We start from the raw sequence: 19,739 nt of genomic DNA, 5'->3' as shown, positions 1-19,739 counted from the left end.
CTAAAGCCGCATGGGGGACTTCACTTGAAAAGACGGTGACAGCCAGATTGAGTGACTGGTCCCTGTCCAAACGGTGTAAGCACGGATTGCGCCATGACGAACAGGTTCGCCGATTCAATGCTAACTCTTATGTGGCGGTCGATTGCAAAATCGCCGCCAAGGCCAGCGCGGCTCTCAGGCAATGCGTTCACCGGCACCGCGCTGGCCACCTGACGCTTGCAAGCGTACATCGAATAGGAGAGTTGAAGGGGGCAGACGCCTGCTTCCAGCGACAGTCCAGATGAGGAGGCTTTCGCCCCCGAATCGGCTAAGCCTTCGGCAATGAACGAGACCTCGCTCTATGCGCCGGTGAAGCGGTTCCTCGAAAGTCGCGGCTTCGCCGTAAAGGGCGAGATCGGCGGCTGCGATATCGTCGCACTGCGCGATGGCGAGCCGCCCGTCGTGGTGATTTGTGAGCTGAAGCTGCAGTTCAACCTCGAACTGGTGCTACAGGGCGTCGACCGTGCGGCCGCCTGCGACGAGGTGTGGTTGGCGGCGCGTATGTCGGCGCGGGGCAAGGGCCGCGAAAGCGATGCGCGGTTTCGCAACCTTTGTCGCCGGCTTGGTTTCGGCCTGCTTGGCGTGACCGCGAACGACCGCGTCGAGCTCCTTCTCAGTCCGATCGCGCTCGCGCCCCGCAAGAACGCACGGCGGCGTTCCCGCCTTGTCGAAGAGCACCGGCGCCGGCGCGGCGATCCGGTCGCGGGCGGCGGATCGCGCAGTCCCATCATGACGGCCTATCGCCAAAGCGCCCTCGCCTGTGCCGCCGCGATGACCGACGGACCCAAGCGACCGCGCGACCTGAAACCATTGACGCCGATCGCGCCGAAAATCCTGCTGCACAATGTCTATGGCTGGTTCGCGCGCGTCGACCGTGGTCTCTACGACCTTACCGATGCGGGCCGCGCGTCGCTGGTTCGTTGGCCGCAGGAGGCAGCTCAGGATGATGCCCGACACGAGATCTTGATCGCGCCGACCCCCTGAAGGCGGGCGCAAGCGTCTGGCGGGGCGCTCCCCTTGGTTGATTCTTCAGACAAAATATGGTGCTTGTCGCGCCCATGAAGACAGTCTGCATTGCAGCGATGGCTTCCGTGACCCTGGCTTTTCCGGCCAGCGCGATGGACAGTGCCTTGCGCTCCGGCCTGATGAAACTCGACCCGCAAACACGTCTCGAGCAGCGTTGCGACGCCGAGGTGCTCGACCGGATCACGCACGACGACCGCAAATTCAAGGCCGACCGCGTCGTCGCCTACGCCTTCGCCACTCCAGAGATGAGTGCCGATGCGATCCGAAGCCCTGGGGCGGCGTTCCGCAGCAAGGGGCAGTGGTACCGGCTGAAATTCAAATGCCAGACGGGGCCGGACCACATGGAAGTGCTCCAGCTCCGCTACCACATCGGCGACGAGATTCCCGAGGCCGACTGGGCGAAATACAATCTCTACGACTGATTGTTGACCGAGGCCGGCCTTGTCCGGCCGCCGGCGCGTGGCTCGAATTCCTGATTCAACGTCATCGAAGATGATTGCAACCATGGCGTTGGGCGAACGCATGGACAAAGCCTTGACGCCAATGGACCGCCAAGTTAGGCCCTCTGTTTAATCGACGAACACTCCCCGAACCAGCAAGGGCTTCCAGTCGATGGACATTTTCAGCGCTGCCAGCCTGACCGCCTTGCTCCAGGTCATCGCCATCGACCTCGTGCTGGCCGGCGACAATGCGATCGTTATCGGCCTCGCCGCCGCCGGACTGCCGTCCGAGCAGCGCAAGAAGGCTATTCTCATCGGCGTGCTGGCGGCAACGGTGCTGCGCATCGGTTTTGCCGCGGTCACGGTCAAGCTGCTGGCCATCGTCGGCCTGCTGCTGGCTGGCGGCATCCTGCTCCTTTGGGTCTGCTGGAAGATGTATCGCGAGTTGCGCACGTCCCAAGCCGACGAGTTGGAAGCGACCGAAGCGCTATCGAACTCCGACCTGAACCACGACCGGGCCGTGGCAGGCAAGTCGAAGCGCAAGACTCTGGGCCAGGCCGCGATGCAGATTGTCGTTGCCGACGTGTCGATGTCGCTCGACAACGTCCTGGCAGTCGCCGGCGCGGCACGAGATCATTTCCCGGTGCTGGTCATCGGCCTCGTGCTGTCGATCGCGCTGATGGGTCTGGCGGCCAGTTTCATCGCCAAGCTGCTGCATCGGCATCGCTGGATCGCCTATATCGGCCTGCTGATCATCCTCTATGTCGCGCTCGACATGGTCTACCGCGGTGTCGTCGAAGTCTGGCCGCATGTGAGCAATGCGGTGACTTGACGACGCCTGCCGCGTCCGAGATCACCTCGACACCTTCGTACAGCCGGCGGTTGCGCGTGGTCGCCCATACCAATGCCACAATAAGTGTGGTATGCGCCGCCAATCCCGAAAACCCGGAAAAACTATATGTCCGCTCCTCGCGTGAGTTTTGTCAGTCTTGGATGTCCGAAAGCGCTTGTGGATTCGGAGCGCATCATCACGCGGCTGCGCGCGGAAGGCTACGAGATCGCCCGCAAGCATGACGGCGCCGACCTTGTCGTCGTCAACACCTGCGGTTTCCTCGATTCCGCCCGTGACGAGTCGCTCAATGCCATCGGCTCCGCACTTTCGGAAAACGGCAGGGTCATCGTCACCGGCTGTCTCGGCGCCGAACCGGACGTCATTCGCGAGAGACACCCGAACGTTCTCGCCATCACCGGGCCGCAGGCCTATGAGAGCGTGATGGCCGCCGTGCATGAGGCGGCACCGCCCTCGCACGACCCCTATATCGATCTGCTGCCGCCGCAGGGCGTCAAGCTGACGCCGCGCCACTATGCCTATCTGAAGATTTCGGAAGGCTGCAACAACCGCTGCACCTTCTGCATCATTCCCGCTTTGCGTGGCGACCTCGTCTCGCGGCCGGCTGGCGATGTGCTGCGCGAGGCCGAAAAACTGGCCAAGGCCGGCGTCAAGGAGCTGCTTGTCATCTCGCAGGACACCAGCGCCTACGGCATCGACATCAAATACCAGACATCGATGTTCGGTGACCGCGAAGTGCGGGCGAAATTCCTCGATCTTTCGGAGGAACTGGGCAAGCTCGGCATCTGGGTACGGATGCACTATGTCTACCCCTACCCGCATGTCGCCGATGTCATTCCACTGATGGCCGACGGAAAGATACTTCCCTATCTCGACATCCCGTTCCAGCATGCCTCGCCGCAGGTGCTGAGGAACATGCGCCGTCCCGCGCACGGCGAAAAGACGCTCGAGCGTATCCGTGGCTGGCGAGACGTGTGCCCTGATCTCGCCATCCGCTCGACCTTCATCGTCGGCTTTCCAGGCGAAACCGACGAGGATTTCGAAATGCTGCTCGACTGGCTGGATGAAGCCAGGATCGATCGCGCCGGCTGCTTCAAATACGAGCCGGTCAGGGGCGCCCGTTCCAACGATCTCGGTCTCGAGCAGGTCCCGCAGGAAATCAAGGAAGCGCGCTGGCATCGCTTCATGCAGCGCCAGCAGAAAATCTCCGCGACGCAATTGGCCAGGAAGGTTGGCAAGCGCTTGCCGGTGCTGATCGACGAAGCGCATGGCACCTCGGCAAAGGGCCGCACCAAATACGACGCGCCCGAGATCGACGGCTCGGTCCATATCCAGTCGCGCCGCCCGCTACGCTCAGGCGACATCGTCACCGTCAAGATCGACCGTGCCGACGCTTACGACCTCTACGGGTCGGCCGTCTAAGTCTTCCCTTCGTCGGACGGACAAATGAAAAGGGCGCCGCGTGGGCGCCCTTTCCTTTAGTCTAGAGTTCGACGCGCTTACTGCGGCAGCTTGTCGTCAACGCCCTTGACGTAGAAATTCATGCCGAGCAGCGTGCCGTCGTCAGCGACTTCGCCGTCCTTCAGCCACGCCGTGCCGTCCTGCTTGGCGATCGGTCCGGTGAAGGGGTTCCAGCCGCCGGCGATCTTCTTCTCGGTCGCCTCGGCCATCGCCTTCACGTCGTCGGGCATGTTGGTGTAGGGGGCGAGCTTGACGGCGCCGTCCTTGATCCCCAGCCAGACATTGTCCGGTTTCCAGGTGCCGTCGATGGCGGCCTGCACGCGGCTGATGTAGTACGGACCCCATTCGTCGGTGAGCGAGGTCAGCTGCGCGGTCGGCGCGAACTTGATCATGTCAGATGATTGGCCAAAGCCATGCAGCTTGCGCTCCTCGGCAACCTGCAGCGCGGCGGTCGAGTCGGTGTGCTGGACGATGATGTCGGCGCCCTGGTCGAACAGGGCCTTGGCCGCGTCTGCTTCCTTGCCCGGATCGAACCACGAATTGACCCAGACGATCTTGGCCTTGAAGTTCGGATTGATCGACTGCGCGCCGAGCATGAAGGAGTTGATGCCCATCACGACTTCCGGGATCGGGAAGGACACGATGTAGCCGGCGACGCCGGACTTCGACTCCTTCGCCGCGATCTGGCCGAGCACGTAACGGCCCTCGTAGAAGCGCGCATTGTAGATGCCCAGATTGTCGCCGGTCTTGTAGCCGGTCGCGTGCTCGAACATCACCTTGGGAAACTTCTTGGCGACCTTCACCTCGGCGTCCATGAAACCGAACGAGGTGCCGAAGATGAGTTTGCAGCCTTCGCGCGCCAGGCGCTCGAAGGCACGGTCGGCATCGGGGCCTTCCGAGACGTTTTCGAGATAGGCCGTTTCCACCTTGTCGCCGAGCGCCTTCTCGACCTCGAGGCGGCCCTGGTCATGCTGGTAGGAATAGCCGAAATCGCCGATCGGACCGGTGTAGACCCAACAGGCCTTCAGCTTGTCGGCTGCCTCCGCCGACGCCGCCAGCGACAATGCCGCCGTCGTCGTCATCAGGGCAATAAGCAGTTTTTTCATTGTGATACCTCTCTGTGTTAAGCCTTGGGGCTTCCCGTTTTGTTGTCAGCGATCCGGAACGAACGGCTGCCCCAACGAAGCCGGCGTGTTCATCATGGTCAGACGCTTGTTGCGCGAGATTAGAACGAGAACGACGACGGTTGCCAGATAGGGAAGCGCAGAAAGCACCTGCGATGGCACCGGAATGCCAAAAGCCTGTGCATGAAGCTGGCCGATCCAGACGGCGCCGAAAATGTAGGCGCCTGCCAGCACCCGCCACGGTCGCCACGACGCGAACACCACCAGCGCCAGCGCGATCCAGCCCCGCCCCGCGGTCATGTTCTCGACCCACTGCGGCGTATAGACCAGCGACAGGTGACCGCCGGCAAGGCCGGCACAGGCGCCGCCGAAGATCACCGAGAGGTAGCGGTAGCGGATGACCTTGATTCCGAGCGCATGGGCTGAGGTGTGGCTGTCGCCAATCGAGCGCAGTGTCAGTCCGGTGCGCGTCTTGAACAGGAACCACATGACCGCGGCAGTCAGCGCGATCGAGATGTAGAAGATCGGATCCTGGCCGAACAGCAGCCTGCCGATCACCGGAAGCGAGGTCAGGCCGGGGATGTCGAGATTGGGCAGCCTTACGCCCGGCTGCCCGACGAAACTGGTGCCCATCATGCCGGAGAGGCCGAGGCCCAGCAGCGTCAGCGACAGACCGGTCGCCACCTGGTTGGTGGCGAGCGACAGCGTCATGACGGCAAACAGCAGCGAGAACAGCGCGCCCATGGCGATCGCCGCCAGAAGGCCGATCCAGGGGGAACCGGTCAGGTAGCCCGCGCCGAAACCGCCGACGGCGCCCATGATCATCATGCCCTCGACGCCGAGATTGAGTACGCCGGAGCGCTCGACCACCAGTTCGCCGATCGCCGCGATCAGAAGCGGTGTCGCCGCCGTGGCGATGGTCAAAAGGATGTTGATGGCGATGTCCATCAGCTTGCTTCCTTCAGCTTCGTCGAGGCTTCGAGTTTGACTGCGCCGTCGGGTGGGGCCAGGGCCAGCCCGATCAGGCGAATGCGGTAGTGGATGAGTGTGTCGCAGCCGAGCACGAAGAACAAAAGCATGCCCTGAAAGACCCGCGCCACCTTGTCGGAAATGCCCAGCGCGCTCTGCACCGCCTCGCCGCCGAGATAGGTCAGCGCCAGCACCAAGCCCGCGGCGACGATGCCCAGAGGATTGAGGCGACCGAGAAAGGCGACGATGATGGCGGTGAAGCCGTAGCCGGGCGAAATCACCGGCTGCAACTGGCCGATGGCGCCGGAGACTTCAGAGATGCCGGCAAGGCCGGCCAGCGCGCCCGACAGCAGGAATGCGAAGAACACCATGCGCTTGATGCCGAAGCCGGCGAAGCGCCCTGCCCGTGGGCTCGAGCCCAGCACGCGGACCTCGAACCCCTTCAGCATGCGGCTCATCAGGATCCAGACCAGCACCGCCGCGACCAGCGCGAAGACGATCCCCCAGTTTGCGCGCCCGGCGTCCGGCATGAGCTCGGGCACTACAGCAGAATCGCCGAACTGGATCGTCTGCGGAAAGCCGTGGCCCTGCGGATCGCGCCAGGGGCCGCGCACCAGCCAGTCGAGGAACAGCTGGGCGACATAGACCAGCATCAGGCTGGTCAGGATCTCGTTGGTGTTGAACCTTGTCTTCAGCAGGGCTGGGATCGCCGCGTAAGCCGCGCCGCCGACCATGCCCAGCAAGAGCATCAGCGGGAGCACCAGCGGGCCTTCGAATTGCGGGAACATCACTGGAATGATCGAGCCGAAGATGCCGCCGAAGATGAACTGGCCTTCGGCGCCGATGTTCCAGATGTTGGCCTTGTAGCAGACCGACAGGCCGACCGCGATCAGGATGAGCGGCGCCGCCTTGATCGCCAGCTCATGCAACTGCCACACCTGGCTGATCGGCTCGATGAAATAGATGTTGAAGGCGGTCAGGGGATTGACCCCGAGCAACGCGAACAGAACCGCGCCCGCGATCATCGTCAGGGCGAAGGCGATGAACGGCGACAGCGCCGAAAACAGGATGGAACGCTGCGGGCGTTTGACAAGTTCGAGGCGCATCACGCGATCTCCAGGCCATGTTCGGCGTGGCCCGGTTCGGCCCCGCCCATCAGCAGCCCGATCTTCTCGAATGTCGCCTCGGCGATCGGCATCGGCCTGGACAGTTCGCCATTGTGCATCACGGCAATGGCATCGGATATTTCGAACAGTTCATCGAGGTCCTGGCTGATCACCAGAACAGCCGATCCGCTGCGCGACAGTTCGATCAAGGCCTGCCGGATACGGGCGGCGGCGCCCGCGTCGACACCCCATGTCGGCTGGTTGACAACCATCACGCTCGGCGCGCGGTCGAGCTCGCGACCGACGATGAATTTCTGCAGATTGCCGCCGGAAAGTGCGGCGGCCTCCGGATCGGGCGCGCTCTTGCGCACGTCCATCGCCTTGATGATGCGTTGCGCGGCCGTCTGGATCGCGCCGCTCTTGACCATCCCACCCATGCCAACGAAGGCCTTGCCGTCGGTGGCATGGCGCGACAGCAGCAGGTTTTCCGAAAGCTTCATGCGAGGCGCTGCGCCGTGGCCGAGACGCTCTTCCGGCACGAAGGCAGCGCCAAGAAGCCGGCGTCCGGTGATGGTGAGCCCGCCGGCGACCTTGCCGCGAATGCGCACCGAGGCCGCATCCTGCTGCAGCACTTCGCCGGATACGGATTCGAAGAATTCCCCCTGGCCATTGCCGGCGACGCCGGCGATGCCGATCACCTCGCCGGCGCGGACAGTCAGGCTGATGTTCCTGAGCGGAATGGAGAATGGCGTTGCCGGCTTGCGACTGAGGTTGCGGATTTCGAGCAGCGGCTTGGCGGCGTCGATCCCCGCGACCGGCGCGCGCACGACGGCCTGCACCTCGCTGCCGACCATCATGCGGGCCAGCGAGGCAGCCGTTTCCTCACGCGGATTGCAATGGCCGACCACCTTGCCATGCCGCAAAACGGTAGCGCGGTCGCAGATGCGTTTGACCTCTTCGAGACGGTGCGAAATGTAGAGGATCGACTTCCCCTCCGCACGAAGGCGCTCCAGGGTCTCGAACAGTTTGTCGGCCTCCTGCGGCGTCAGCACCGAGGTCGGCTCGTCCAGGATGATGAGCTGCGGCGTCTGCAGCAGGCAGCGGATGATCTCGATGCGCTGACGCTCGCCCACCGACAGGTCGCCGACCAGAGAGTCAGGATCGAGCGGCAGGCCGTAGCTGTAGGAGAGCGCTCTCGCCTTCGCGGCGATGCTGCCGATCGGCGAGCCATCGTCCAGCGACAACGCGATGTTCTCGGCAGCCGTGAGCGCCTCGAACAGGGAGAAATGTTGGAACACCATGCCGATGCCAAGCTTCTTGGCAACGCCGGGACTGGTGATCCTGACGGCCTTGCCATTCCAGAAGATCTCGCCGGAATTGGGCTCCAGCGAGCCGAACAGCATCTTGACCAGCGTCGACTTGCCGGCGCCGTTTTCGCCGAGCAAAGCGTGAATCTCACCCCGGGCGATGTTGAGGTCGACATGATCGCATGCCGTCAGTGTGCCGAATATCTTGGTAAGGCCACGAACCTCCAGCAGGTTCGTGGCGTCCTGATCTGCACTCACAGTGCCTCCAATCTGGTTTGCCAGATATGTTCTGTGTTCCCGCAAGCATCGTAGGCGCGGCCGGCTCCCGTCGGAAAGCGGCACACGTCTTGAAAGAGCTTCAAGAATTTCAGCTGAAATTCAAGGGATAGCAAGTCGGTCGAAGCTAAGGGATGAGAATGGTGGTTCCCGTCGTCCTGCGGCCTTCGAGGTCGGCATGCGCCTTGGCGGCATCCTTGAGCGCGTAGCGCTGGTTGATCTTGATCTCGACGGCCCCGCTGAGCACGACCTCGAACAAGGCTGCGGCAGAAGCGTCGAGGTCCTCGCGTTTGGCATTGTAGACGAACAGCGTCGGCCTTGTCGCGAACAGGGATCCCTTCTGCGCCAGCAATGACATGCTGAACGGCGGAATCGGTCCCGAAGACTGGCCGAAGCTGACGAACATACCGAGCGGCTTCAGGCAGTCGAGAGACGCCGGGAATGTGTCGTTGCCGATCGAATCGTAGACGACGTCGCATTTCCTGCCGCCGGTAATGGCCGCGACGCCGGCGACGAAATCCTGCTCCTTGTAGTTGATGACATGGTCGAACCCATGTTGCCTGGCGAGTTCGATCTTGTCGGTCGAACTGGCGGTGCCGATGACGGTCGCGCCAAGATGTTTGGCCCATTGCCCGAGGATCAACCCGACGCCGCCCGCCGCGGCATGGAACAGGATCGTGTCGCCAGCCTTCACCTTGAAGGTACGCCGAAGCAGATATTCGGCCGTCATGCCTTTCAGCATCATGGCGGCCGCCTGTTCGTCGCTGATGCCGTCCGGCACCTTCACCACAAGGTCGGCGGCGATGACGCGCTGCTCGGCATAGGCGCCGACATTGGTCGTGTAGGCGACCCGGTCGCCGGGCTTCAGCCAGTCCACTTCCTGGCCGATTTCCAGCACCACGCCGGCCGCCTCGCTGCCGGGAACCAGTGGAAATCCGCCGGGCGGCGGATAGAGGCCCGAGCGATGGTAGACGTCGATGAAATTGAGGCCGATCACCGTGTGCCTGATCAGGATCTGGCCAGCACCCGGCCGGCCCGGATCGCTATCCTCATAGGTCAGGACTTCCGGACCGCCATGCGAATGGATGCGGACTGCTTTGGACATGATTTGGAATCCTCGAGAGCGGCGGATCAGGTCTTCTTGGCGCCGAGTTTGGGAAAGAACTGCATGATGCCACCGATGCAGGCGAGATACAGCCCGGTGGCGGTGATGCCGATCTTGGTGAAGCTGCTGACCTGTTCGCCCAGCACTCCGATCTGATCGTAGAAGGCGGCGAGAGCCGCCTGCGCCAGCGCCAGCGCCCCAAAAGCGCACCACAACAGCGTCATCGCCAGGTTGATCCGCCGCAGCCGCACCACACGCACCGGGTGGATGAAGTTGATCGGCACGAACGTCAGGATGCCTGCCACCACCACCACGGCGAATGAAACCCATTGTCCGGGCTCGATGACGAACAAAGTGAACACAACCATGTTCCACACCACGGGGAAGCCCTTGAAGAAATTCTCCTTCGTCTTCATGCCGGTGTCGGCATAGTAGATCGCGCTGGACACGACGATGATCGCCGCCGACAGGAACGACAGGCCCTCGCCCATGAAGCCCCGCTGGTAAAGCGCGAAGGCAGGGATGAGCACGTAGGTCACGTAATCGATGATGTTGTCGAGCAGTTCCCCCGACCATGTCGGCAGGATCTCCTTGACCTCGAGTTTGCGCGCGATCGGCCCGTCAATGCCGTCGACGAACAAGGCGAGGCCGAGCCACCAGAACATCGCCGTCCAGCGTTCCTCGCTTGCCGCCACCAGCGACAGGAAGGCCAGGAAGGAGCCTGACGCGGTCAGCAGATGAACGGAAAAGGCCCTGGCCTGCGGCCAGGTGACTTTCTTTTTCGGTCGCGGGATCCGGTCGGTGATCTTCCTGGCCGTGGTTTTCCTGGCCGTAGTGTTCTTGCTCACGGGCCCCGCCAATCCAGCTTGCATATTTCGGCCGACCGGCCCGCGAAATTCCAGTTGCGGCCGAAGGCCCGCATCTTGCTCTTGTCGGACTTGGCCACGATGATCTCCGGCGCAATCCAGTATTGCGAATTGCTGATCACCGTATCCTTGTCGTGATCCTTGCCCGGGATGGGAGTCACCGCCCCGTCAATGATCTTCGGTATCTGGAAGATGCGTGTCTTGTCACGCGTTTCATAAGTGATCGGCACCTGTTCGACACCAAGAAATTTGCCGACAAGGATGGAGAGCAAGGATGTGGTTCCGCCCGCCTTGCCGGTGAAAATCCTGGTCAGCGCCTTGACCGCATAGACAGAGGCACGCTTGTCGATGAACAGGCCAGCCGTCCAGTTGCCGCGGCTCATGTAGCCCGGAATTTCCATGACCAGCCCGAGGTTCAGGCCGGACAGGTCGACGTCGCCGAAATGCCCGGCGTCGATGCGGAAGCCGGCCCAGGTCTGGCAATACCCTTCGGTCGGTGGATGATTCCCCAGCGACAGTACGCAAGGGCAAAAAACCGTGCAATTGCAGGAGAGTACGAGCTCTCCCTTCATTGCCCAGCTTTGATCCGACATCGAACTTCCCCCCACTATGCCGAGACTACTAGCAGGGCAGCTGCCCAGACAAGCAGTATCGCACCGGCGAGCCGCGTTGGCACCCTGCTGGTGGTTTGTTTTTCGATCAGTGTGAACAGCCCGATCAAGGCCATCCAGAAGATATTCATCACGCCGACGGCAAACATCACCAGCATAAGCGCCCAGCAGCAGCCTAGGCACCAGACGCCCTGAACGACGCCGAGCCGGAAGATGTCGACCGTCCTTGCGCTCCAGTTCGAAAACAGGATCGAGAACGGGTTCCTGCATTTTTCCAGGCAAGCTTCCTTCATGCCGCTGAACTGATAAAGGCCCGCAATGAGCAGGGCGAGCGCGCCGGCAATGCCGACGAGAGGATCGAGCATGACGCTGGACGGGGCGGACGCGTGGGTGGCAAGGGTCAGCGCGGCAAGCATCGCCGAGGCCACGAGCCATGCGCTGAGATAACCAGCAACCAGTACCAGCGGATGGACAACGGGCTCGCCCTTGATCCGCGCTGTATCGGCGATTTCGCAGTAGGTGCGGATCATCGGCGCGGCGGACGGCAGCATCGTCGCGATCGACATCAGGAACCACATCAGGGCGAGCGCGCCGGCCCACGGACCAACCCGTCCGTCCAAAGGCACCGGCGCGAGGCAAAGGGCGAAGAAACGCTCCAGGAAATCCGGCAGCGGCACCCCAGGCAGGGCGCGCAGGATCATGTCGCCCGGGGCGCTGGCGCCCACACCCCGCCCCCCGGCGCCCCGGATCGCCATCGCCGCAAGCACCAGCCAGGCAAGCAGGATTGCGGCGCCGACAACCATGTTCACGGTGACGCGGGGACGGAGCGCGATGTTCGCCATGGCGCGCCCGGCGCGGTCGAGATGGCGGAAATCGTGTTGCTGACCGGTCATCGCATCCGAATGGGCCGAATCGCCGCGTTGATCAAGCGGCATCATCTGACCTATATGCGGATCGACTGGCAGACCAAATGGGCTGCGTCGCATGAGAAGCCGGAAGCCGATCTTGGAGCATCACGACACTGCGCGGATACTGGTTGCGGGCACAGGGCCGGCAGGGCTGATCGCCGCGCTGGCTTTCGCCGATGCCGGTTTCCCGGTGACGCTCGCGGGACCTGAAGCTTCGCGACCTGATGGCCGCACCACGGCTCTGATGAACCCAGCCTTGGACATGCTTGAAAGACTGGGCGTTCTCGGTGACATCAAGCCCAAGGCGGCACCGCTGAAGGTGATGCGGATCGTCGACGCCACCAGCCGGCTGATCCGCGGTCCTGTCGTTACTTTTCGCGCCAGCGAGATCGACGAGGAGCAGTTTGGACTGAACCTGCCCAACAGCGTCCTCAATCCGGTACTGGCGGAGGCGGCGGGGAGGCATTCCGGCATCGAATGGCGACGTTCTATGGTGGCGAAGTGGGATCTCCGCTCCGAGCTTGCTCGTGCCACGCTGGCCGACGGCAGCACGGTGGAGGCATCGTTGGCGGTCGCCGCAGATGGCCGCTCGTCACCGGCACGAGAGGCGGCCGGCATCTCGACCTCGGCTCGCGCCTACCCGCAGGCTGCCCTGGTCCTCAATTTTGGCCACAGCGGCGACCACGCCTTCACATCGACCGAGTTCCATACCGAGACCGGTCCGTTCACGCAGGTTCCATTGCCCGGCAATCGCTCGAGCCTGGTGTGGGTGGTCAGACCGGAAACCGCGACAGAACTTGCCGCATTGGATGATGCGGCGCTTTCCCTGCGGGTCGAACAAAGGATGCAATCAATGCTGGGCCGGGTGTCGGTCGAGCCGGGTCGGCAAATCTATCCGCTTTCCGCCGTGACGCCGTTGCGTTTCGCCCGCAATCGGGTGGCGCTCGTTGGCGAAGCGGCCCACGTGTTTCCACCGATTGGCGCGCAAGGTCTCAATCTCGGTATCAGGGACGTCGCCGATCTCGTTGCTATTGCTGGTGAAAACCGCGGTGACCCTGGCTCAGCCACGGCGCTGGCCTCCTATGACTTCAAGCGCCGTCCCGACATCCTGGCGCGCAGCAGCGCCGTCAATCTGCTCAACATGTCGCTGCTGTCGGACATGCTGCCGGCGCAGATGGCCCGGGTCGCAGGGCTTGGCGTGCTCGGCGGCTTCGCACCGCTTCGCGCTTTCTTCATGCGTGAAGGGCTTCGTCCGGGCAGCGGGTTCGCGGCCCTGGCCGGCGGGCGGCCAAGGCGGAACAGCTGAGGGCAGATCCGGACTTCGCGATCCGCGTCATCGGCGACCACCGATTTCAGCAGCATCCTCAAACCTTTCCATCGCTTCGCGCGTTCCTTTGAGACGCTCAGAAGCTACAGGATTGCATTGATGCGCGGGACGGGCCAAATAAAGCCAAGGAATTCAGTGGTGAGCACGATGAAAACAGCCAAATTCGCAATCGGACAGGTGGTTCGACACCGGCTGTTTCCATTCAGGGGAATTATCTTCGACGTCGACCCGCAATTCGCCAACACGGATGAATGGTATGAAGCGATTCCTGCCGACGTGCGGCCGCGCAAGGATCAGCCTTTCTATCATCTGCTCGCCGAGAATTCGGAAACCGAATACATCGCCTACGTCTCGGAGCAAAACCTGCTCGCGGATCGTTCGGGCGAGCCGGTCCGGCATCCGCAGATCAACGAGATGTTCGACAAGAAGCCTGACGGGCGCTATGAGCCGAAAGGGCAATCCAGGCACTGACCGACAATATCGGAGCCTGGATCAGGAACGATCCGGAATGAAAAAAGCGGAGCCGAGCCCCGCTTTTGCTTTCCTTGACAATCGTCCGTTCCGTCGTCAGCGGATCAGTTCGCGGCCTTCGCCTTGTCCTGCTCGGCCTTGAGCTTCTTGGCGAAATCCTGCTGATTCTTGGCCGCGTAGTCCTGAAGCTTCTTTTGCCGGTCCTCGATGTCGGACTGCTGCAGCGCAGGGCCGTCATAGGCGCCGCTGAAGCCCTGCAGGGCGATCTTGATCGGATTGGGCTGGTTCTGGAAATTGACCGAGGTCAGCGTGAGCGCCTGGCCCTTCTTGAACGAGGCCACGAGCTGGTCGGTGAGCGGCACTTCAGCCACGCAACGGTCGGGGAAGCAGATCACATAATCAAGCTTCACGGCCTTGCCGGTATCGATCTGCAGGCCGATGCCGGGAGGCACAAGACGGCCGGTCGGGACCGTTACCTGGAAAACCTTGCGGTTCACCTTGCCCTTCAGCTCGATCAGGCTGACGCCGGTGATCAACTGGCCGTTGCCGGCCGTGGTGATGTTCTGGACGTTGCAGATGTCGACGTCTTCCTGCTTGGTGCAAGCCTTGAACCAGCCCTGCGGGATCTGCTGTTGCTGCTGTGCGGAAGCGGCGGGAAGCCCTGCGCCCAGAAAGCCGACCACGCCAGCGGCCATGACCGAAAGGCGGTACGCGTTGCTGTTCAGGCTCGTCATGTCGTGCACTTCCTCTCAAATGATCCCGGGACCGGCTTATTCGCGCCGTGTGGCCCAGCTACCTGTTGCCGAAATGAGGCAACAGAATGACTTCGAACGGCGTGTTACACTGCAAGCGCTGCCGAATCCAGCCCGGAACCAGCGATTGTTGGCGACGAGATTGGCAGGCGCGCGCATGGCTCGTGCTAGGGTGCGCACCGAATCATCAAGCCGACCCAGTAAGGAGACGGTCATGGGCCGCGTTCTTGTTTGGCTGATCACCGCGATATCGTTTCTCGCCCTTTCGCATCAGCCGGCCATGTCGGCGCCGAAGCACGCTATCGCGATGCAGGGCGAACCGGCTCTGCCGGCCGACTACACGCATTTCGACTACGTCAATCCGGATGCGCCGAAGGGCGGCAGCATCACTTACTGCGTCGTCGGCACTTTCGACAATCTCAACCCGTTCATCCTCAAGAGCCTGCGCACGACGGCTCGTGGCATGATGGACACGATCTTCGGCAATTTGGTCTTCGAGCCGCTGATGCAGCGCAATGCCGATGAGGCCTTTACGCTTTACGGGCTGCTGGCCGACAGCGCCGACATGGATCCGGAGCGCAAGAGCATCGAATTCCACCTCAACCCGAAGGCGAAATGGTCGGACGGCGAGCCGGTGACGCCAGAGGATGTGCTGTTCAGCTACGATGTCTTCACGCAAAAGGGCCGCCCGCCTTACAGTGACCGCATGGCCAGGGTGGCCAAGTTGGAAAAGACCGGCGACCACAGTGTGCGCTTCACCTTCAACGACAAGGCCGATCGCGAATTTCCGCTGATTATCGCCTTAACGCCGATCATTCCGAAGCATGCCTTCGACAAGGAGACCTTCGACAAGACAACGCTGAAGCCGCTCATCGGCAGCGGCCCCTATACGATTGCACAGGTTCAGCCCGGTCAACGCATCGTCTTCAAGCGCAATCCCGACTATTGGGGCAAGGACATTCCGGCCAAACGGGGCTTCGACAACTACGATCGCATATCCATCGAGTATTTTCTCAATGCCAACGCCAAGCTCGAAGCGTTCAAGAAAGGCCTCTGCGCCATCGACGACGACAGCGATCCGGTCAAGCGCGAGCGCGACCTGGATTTCCCGGCTTTTCACAGGGGCGAAGTGATCGCCGAAAGCTTCGACACCGGCATTCCGCCCGTGGTCACCGGCTTTCTGTTCAACACCCGCCTGCAGAAATTCGCCAACCCGGTCGTGCGTCGCGCGCTGGGCATGCTCTACGACTTCGAGTGGGCCAACAAGAATCTGTTCGGCGGCAAGTACACGCGCACGATGAGTTTCTGGCAGGGCTCCGAGCTTTCGGCGCTCGGCCACCCCGCCGATGACAGGGAGAAGGCGCTCCTGGCGCCCTACCCCGGCCGAGTGCCGGCCGACGTCATGGACGGCACGTGGCGGCCGCCGGTCACCGATGGTTCAGGCCAGGATCGCAAGGTCTTGAAAGCTGCCTTCGACCTGCTCAACAGCGTGGGCTACCATGTGCGGGATGGGGTGATGCTGGACCCCGACGGCAAACCATTCGGTTTCGAGATCCTGACCGCTTCGCAAGACGAGGAACGCCTCGCCGGCATCTACGAGCGCACATTGGAGAAGATCGGCATCAACGTCACCATTCGCAGCCTTGACGGCGACCAGATCCAGTCGCGCAAGCAGCGCTTCGATTTCGAGGTGCTGGTCGGGTCGAGCGGGTTCAACAATTCGCTGTCGCCCGGCATCGAACAGTCCGGTCGCTGGAGTTCGGCCGCGGCCAAGGCCGAAGGGTCCTTCAATCTCGCCGGGGTCGCCGATCCCGCGGTGGATGCCGCGATCGAAGCCATGCTGCGGGCCCGCTCCAAGGAAGACTATGTCGCCGCCGTTCGCGTTCTCGATCGGCTGCTGATCTCGGGCGGTTACATGGTGCCCATGCAGCACAATTCGCAGCAATGGCTTGCCTATTGGAGCTACTTGGATCACCCGAGAAAGACGCCCATATTCGGGTATCAACTGCCAACCTGGTGGCACAAGGCGAACTGAAGTTCAGGAGATCGAAATGAGCGAACTGAACACCGTCACGGTCGACGTGGTGTCCGATGTCGTGTGCCCATGGTGTTTCATAGGCCAGAAGCGGCTCGACAAGGCGATCGCCGCGATCGACGATGTCGAGGTGCATATTCGCTGGCGGCCGTTCCAGCTCGACCCGACTGTGCCACCGCAGGGCAAGGATCGGCGGGAGTATATGCTCGCCAAGTTCGGGAGTGATGAGCGCATCCGCGAGATTCATGCCCGCATCGAACCGCTGGGCGAGGCCGAAGGCATTTCCTTCGCTTTTGACGCCATCAAGGTTGCCCCGAACACGCTTGACGCGCATCGGCTGATCCGCTGGGCGGGCGCCGCCGGCGAGGCCGTCCAGAACAGGTTGGTGCGCCGCCTGTTCCAGCTGAATTTCGAGGAAGGCGCCAACATCGGCGACCATGCCGTGCTGGTCGAAGCCGCCCGCGAGGCCGGCATGGATGCTTCCGTGGTCGAGACCCTTCTACCGACGGACGCCGATGTCGAGGCTGTACGCACCGAAATCGCCACCGCCTCGCGCATGGGGGTGACGGGCGTGCCGTGTTTCCTGCTCGAGGGCAAATACGCTGTCATGGGCGCTCAGGATGCCGACACCCTTGCAGACGCCATCCGCCAGGTCGCAGCGGCCAAGACGAGCGGCGAACTGGAACAGGTCGGCTGAGGCCGTTCCGCTTCTCTGGGGTGGTCTGCATAGGACGACCGAGCGAAACGATTCGCGGCGTTTCTCTGCCGCCCGTAAGATAGTCCCGGCAAGAAATCGGTCATCAAGACGGCCTTTTTCGAGAATTTCTCGCCAGCCGGACATGAAAAACGGCCGCGTCAAACCAGGAAACCGATTCACGAATCCGTGTGAACGACTTCCCTTAGGGAAGCCGTTTTGGATGGCTGCCTGCCATCCGTAACTCCATGACATCGTTAAATTAAATCGGTTGCTCGCCAGCTCGCGAGACACGTCCGGAGAAGCTGTCCTGTTGCCCTTCCGCAACGGCTTCCGCGTCATAGCCAGTGGGGGCTCTACAAAAATTAATGGAAAATGATCAATTGGTGTTACCATCCGTAACAAAAGAAAAAAGGTTTGGGCGGGATCGTGATTCGGGTCGACAGACCATCGCAAGAGTCAGTACCGGAAAGAACATTTCGCGATGCCGCAAGGCCTTCGTTGCTCACCCCGGTATCGTCGATGCGCAGCTTCTGGGGCCTGATGCGGGCCTACTGGCTCTCGGATCGCTGGAAGGAAGCGTGGACGCTGACGCTGGTGATCGCCTTGCTGACCGCCTTGTCGAGCAAGGCGGACGTCTGGTTCACGAGGGCGTCGGCCGAGCTGATGAATTCGATCAGCTTTTTCCATGACGCCGCCAATACGACCCCGGTTGAAACGCTGCTCGGTAACGCCGCGCTCCTGGTTTTCCTGGTCGTTCTGAAGGACGCGGGCATAACCGGTATCCGAAATCTCGTATCGACCTCATTGCACCGCAAATGGCGCGGCTGGCTGGATGGCCGCTTCAACGAGGCGCTGCTCGACGGCAACCACACGCATTTCCACGCGCAACATGGCTCTCCGGGCGCCGCGGCGCCCGACAATATCGATCAGCGCATCCAGGAATCGATCAAGGACATGACCGGAGGCGCCATCGGCCTTGCGATGGGCGCCTTCGGGGTTGCTACGGGATTGTACTTCCTCGGCGGCGAACTGTTGAGAAACTCCGTTGCGGTGAAAGGCCTCGACTTCCTTGGCGACTACGGTACGGCGGTGCTGGCCTTGCTGGCGGTGGCGATCTACGTGCCTTTCAACACCTGGATTGCCGTCAAGCTGGGCGGCATGTTGGAGCGGTTGAATATCCGGATGCAAAAGGCCGAGGGCAGCTATCGCGGCGAACTCACGACGTTCCTGCGCAGAAGCTTCCATGTCGCTGCCTCACGCGGCGAGCTCGTCCAGAGATCGATGCACAATCGGCTCTATGAAGAGATCGACACAACATGGTCGCGCTTCAACATTCTGAACACGATCTATATGGGCTTCGAGCTGGTCTATAACTTCGTCGGCGCCCGCGTCGTCGCCTATGGCCCCGGTCTTGTGCCATTCATACACAACGGGGTCGATCTGAGGGGGTATCTGACGGGTTCGGAACAGATCAACGCACTGATCCAGCGCTGCTCCTACTTCATCCATGTCATGCCCGCCATCGCCACGCTGCGGGCCAACAGCCAGCGTGTCACCGAACTGGCCAATGCGATCGAGAACGTCCAGCATCCCCAGGAATTCTATAGCCAGGCCGGACGCTCGGAATTCCGCTATGCCAGCCAGAACCCGGTTTTCGGCCTGACCATCCAGAAGCTCGAACTGGCGCATCAGGGCGAGGATGCGACGCCGTTCCTCAGTGCCGCCAATCTGCGCTTCCGGCGCGGCGAGTGGTCCTTCCTTAAGGGCGAATCCGGTTGCGGCAAGACCTCGCTGATCAAGGCCATCAACGGTCTGTGGCCCTATGGTCGCGGCATGATCGTCTTCCCCGAGGGTGTGACGAGTTTTTACGCGGCCCAGGAGGTCAAACTCCAGCAGGTTACGCTCAAGCAACTTGTCTGCCTGCCCGGCTCCGAGCAGGACCATGGCGACGCGCGGGTCGCCGCGGCGCTGCACAAGGCCGGTCTCGGTGACTTCATCGAAAACATGGCCGACGAGCATCGCGAAGGCAAAAGCTGGGATCAGGTGCTGTCGGGCGGCCAGAAGCAGAAGCTCGTGGTGGCCCGCATCGTGCTGCAGCAGCCGGGCCTGCTGTTCCTCGATGAGGCTACCGGAGCGCTCGACCCCGAGGGCAAGGTCGCCTTCCATCAGGCGATCAAGGACAATTGCCCCGATGTCACGGTCATCAGCGTCATGCACGAGGCCGTGGCGCCGAGATCGGTGACCGGCAGCGAATTCTACCACAGCATCGTCGCCATCGCCGATGGCGTCGCCACCAAGAAGCCCCTGGTTCCTACCCTGCCCGTCGAACTCACCACCATCCTTGCCCAGCCACTGCCCGTCGAGGACAA

Annotated in this window: 18 protein-coding genes; 9 read left to right on the top strand and 9 right to left on the bottom strand. The window is 62.1% G+C overall.

Annotation, left to right across the window (positions count from 1 at the left end; genetic code table 11):
* Positions 1–321: 321 nt before the first annotated feature.
* The 4 genes from WC739_RS08710 (at position 322) to rimO (ending at position 3,777) form a co-directional block, all read left to right on the top strand.
* The gene (locus WC739_RS08710) at positions 322–1,023 is read left to right on the top strand and encodes a DUF2161 domain-containing phosphodiesterase (protein ID WP_372952625.1); all 702 of its coding nucleotides are present in this window, start codon (positions 322–324) and stop codon (positions 1,021–1,023) included.
* A gap of 56 nt (positions 1,024–1,079) precedes the next feature.
* The gene (locus WC739_RS08705) at positions 1,080–1,487 is read left to right on the top strand and encodes a DUF930 domain-containing protein (RefSeq protein WP_372952624.1); all 408 of its coding nucleotides are present in this window, start codon (positions 1,080–1,082) and stop codon (positions 1,485–1,487) included.
* Between the two features lie 190 nt (positions 1,488–1,677).
* A complete protein-coding gene (locus tag WC739_RS08700; protein ID WP_372952623.1) occupies positions 1,678–2,337 on the top strand; it encodes a TerC family protein in 660 nt (219 codons plus the stop codon).
* 126 nt (positions 2,338–2,463) lie between these two features.
* Entirely contained in the window at positions 2,464–3,777 is a 1,314-nt protein-coding gene (gene rimO, locus WC739_RS08695; protein WP_372952622.1) for a 30S ribosomal protein S12 methylthiotransferase RimO, read from the top strand.
* A 77-nt stretch (positions 3,778–3,854) separates the two neighbouring features.
* Here the strand turns inward: rimO and WC739_RS08690 are convergent, their stop codons facing one another.
* From WC739_RS08690 to WC739_RS08655, 8 genes are all read right to left on the bottom strand, one after another.
* Positions 3,855–4,922, bottom strand: coding sequence for a BMP family ABC transporter substrate-binding protein (locus WC739_RS08690; RefSeq protein ID WP_372952621.1), 1,068 nt, complete (start codon positions 4,920–4,922; stop codon positions 3,855–3,857).
* Positions 4,923–4,967: 45 nt separating this feature from the next.
* On the bottom strand, positions 4,968–5,888 hold the full coding sequence (locus WC739_RS08685; RefSeq protein WP_372952620.1) for an ABC transporter permease: 921 nt from the start codon (positions 5,886–5,888) through the stop codon (positions 4,968–4,970).
* Positions 5,888–7,018: an ABC transporter permease gene (locus WC739_RS08680; protein WP_372952619.1), complete on the bottom strand. Its 1,131-nt coding sequence runs from the start codon at positions 7,016–7,018 to the stop codon at positions 5,888–5,890. Before WC739_RS08680 ends, WC739_RS08685 begins: the two co-directional genes overlap by 1 nt.
* Positions 7,015–8,580, bottom strand: coding sequence for an ABC transporter ATP-binding protein (locus WC739_RS08675; RefSeq protein WP_372952618.1), 1,566 nt, complete (start codon positions 8,578–8,580; stop codon positions 7,015–7,017). Before WC739_RS08675 ends, WC739_RS08680 begins: the two co-directional genes overlap by 4 nt.
* 145 nt (positions 8,581–8,725) lie before the next feature.
* Positions 8,726–9,703, bottom strand: a complete 978-nt coding sequence (locus WC739_RS08670) for a quinone oxidoreductase (protein WP_372952617.1) — start codon at positions 9,701–9,703, stop codon at positions 8,726–8,728.
* Between the two features lie 26 nt (positions 9,704–9,729).
* The gene (gene pcsA, locus WC739_RS08665; protein WP_372952616.1) at positions 9,730–10,575 is read right to left on the bottom strand and encodes a phosphatidylcholine synthase; all 846 of its coding nucleotides are present in this window, start codon (positions 10,573–10,575) and stop codon (positions 9,730–9,732) included.
* Entirely contained in the window at positions 10,548–11,162 is a 615-nt protein-coding gene (locus tag WC739_RS08660) for a DUF1326 domain-containing protein (RefSeq protein ID WP_372952615.1), read from the bottom strand. The genes pcsA and WC739_RS08660 overlap by 28 nt, the downstream gene beginning before the upstream one ends.
* Positions 11,163–11,176: 14 nt before the next feature.
* Entirely contained in the window at positions 11,177–12,073 is an 897-nt protein-coding gene (locus WC739_RS08655; protein WP_372952614.1) for a DUF2182 domain-containing protein, read from the bottom strand.
* Between the two features lie 112 nt (positions 12,074–12,185).
* On the opposite strand from WC739_RS08655, the gene WC739_RS08650 reads away from it, so the two are divergent.
* Positions 12,186–13,394: a UbiH/UbiF family hydroxylase gene (locus tag WC739_RS08650; RefSeq protein ID WP_372952613.1), complete on the top strand. Its 1,209-nt coding sequence runs from the start codon at positions 12,186–12,188 to the stop codon at positions 13,392–13,394.
* Positions 13,395–13,562: 168 nt separating this feature from the next.
* The gene (hspQ, locus tag WC739_RS08645) at positions 13,563–13,886 is read left to right on the top strand and encodes a heat shock protein HspQ (protein WP_372952612.1); all 324 of its coding nucleotides are present in this window, start codon (positions 13,563–13,565) and stop codon (positions 13,884–13,886) included.
* Positions 13,887–13,990: 104 nt separating this feature from the next.
* Here hspQ and WC739_RS08640 read toward each other — a convergent pair whose 3' ends face one another.
* On the bottom strand, positions 13,991–14,620 hold the full coding sequence (locus tag WC739_RS08640) for an invasion associated locus B family protein (protein ID WP_372952611.1): 630 nt from the start codon (positions 14,618–14,620) through the stop codon (positions 13,991–13,993).
* A gap of 232 nt (positions 14,621–14,852) precedes the next feature.
* On the opposite strand from WC739_RS08640, the gene WC739_RS08635 reads away from it, so the two are divergent.
* The 3 genes from WC739_RS08635 to WC739_RS08625 all read left to right on the top strand — a co-directional run.
* A complete protein-coding gene (locus WC739_RS08635; RefSeq protein ID WP_372952610.1) occupies positions 14,853–16,673 on the top strand; it encodes an extracellular solute-binding protein in 1,821 nt (606 codons plus the stop codon).
* 16 nt (positions 16,674–16,689) lie between these two features.
* A complete protein-coding gene (locus WC739_RS08630) occupies positions 16,690–17,370 on the top strand; it encodes a DsbA family oxidoreductase (protein ID WP_372952609.1) in 681 nt (226 codons plus the stop codon).
* 519 nt (positions 17,371–17,889) lie between these two features.
* Positions 17,890–19,739, top strand: a 1,850-nt coding sequence (locus WC739_RS08625) for an ABC transporter ATP-binding protein/permease (protein WP_372952608.1), incomplete at its 3' end; no start/stop codon positions are given.

It is taken from the genome of Mesorhizobium sp., assembly GCF_041661565.1.
In the GTDB taxonomy this organism is placed as follows: Bacteria; Pseudomonadota; Alphaproteobacteria; order Rhizobiales; family Rhizobiaceae; genus Mesorhizobium.
This window is presented reverse-complemented; position numbering and strand designations above follow the sequence as displayed.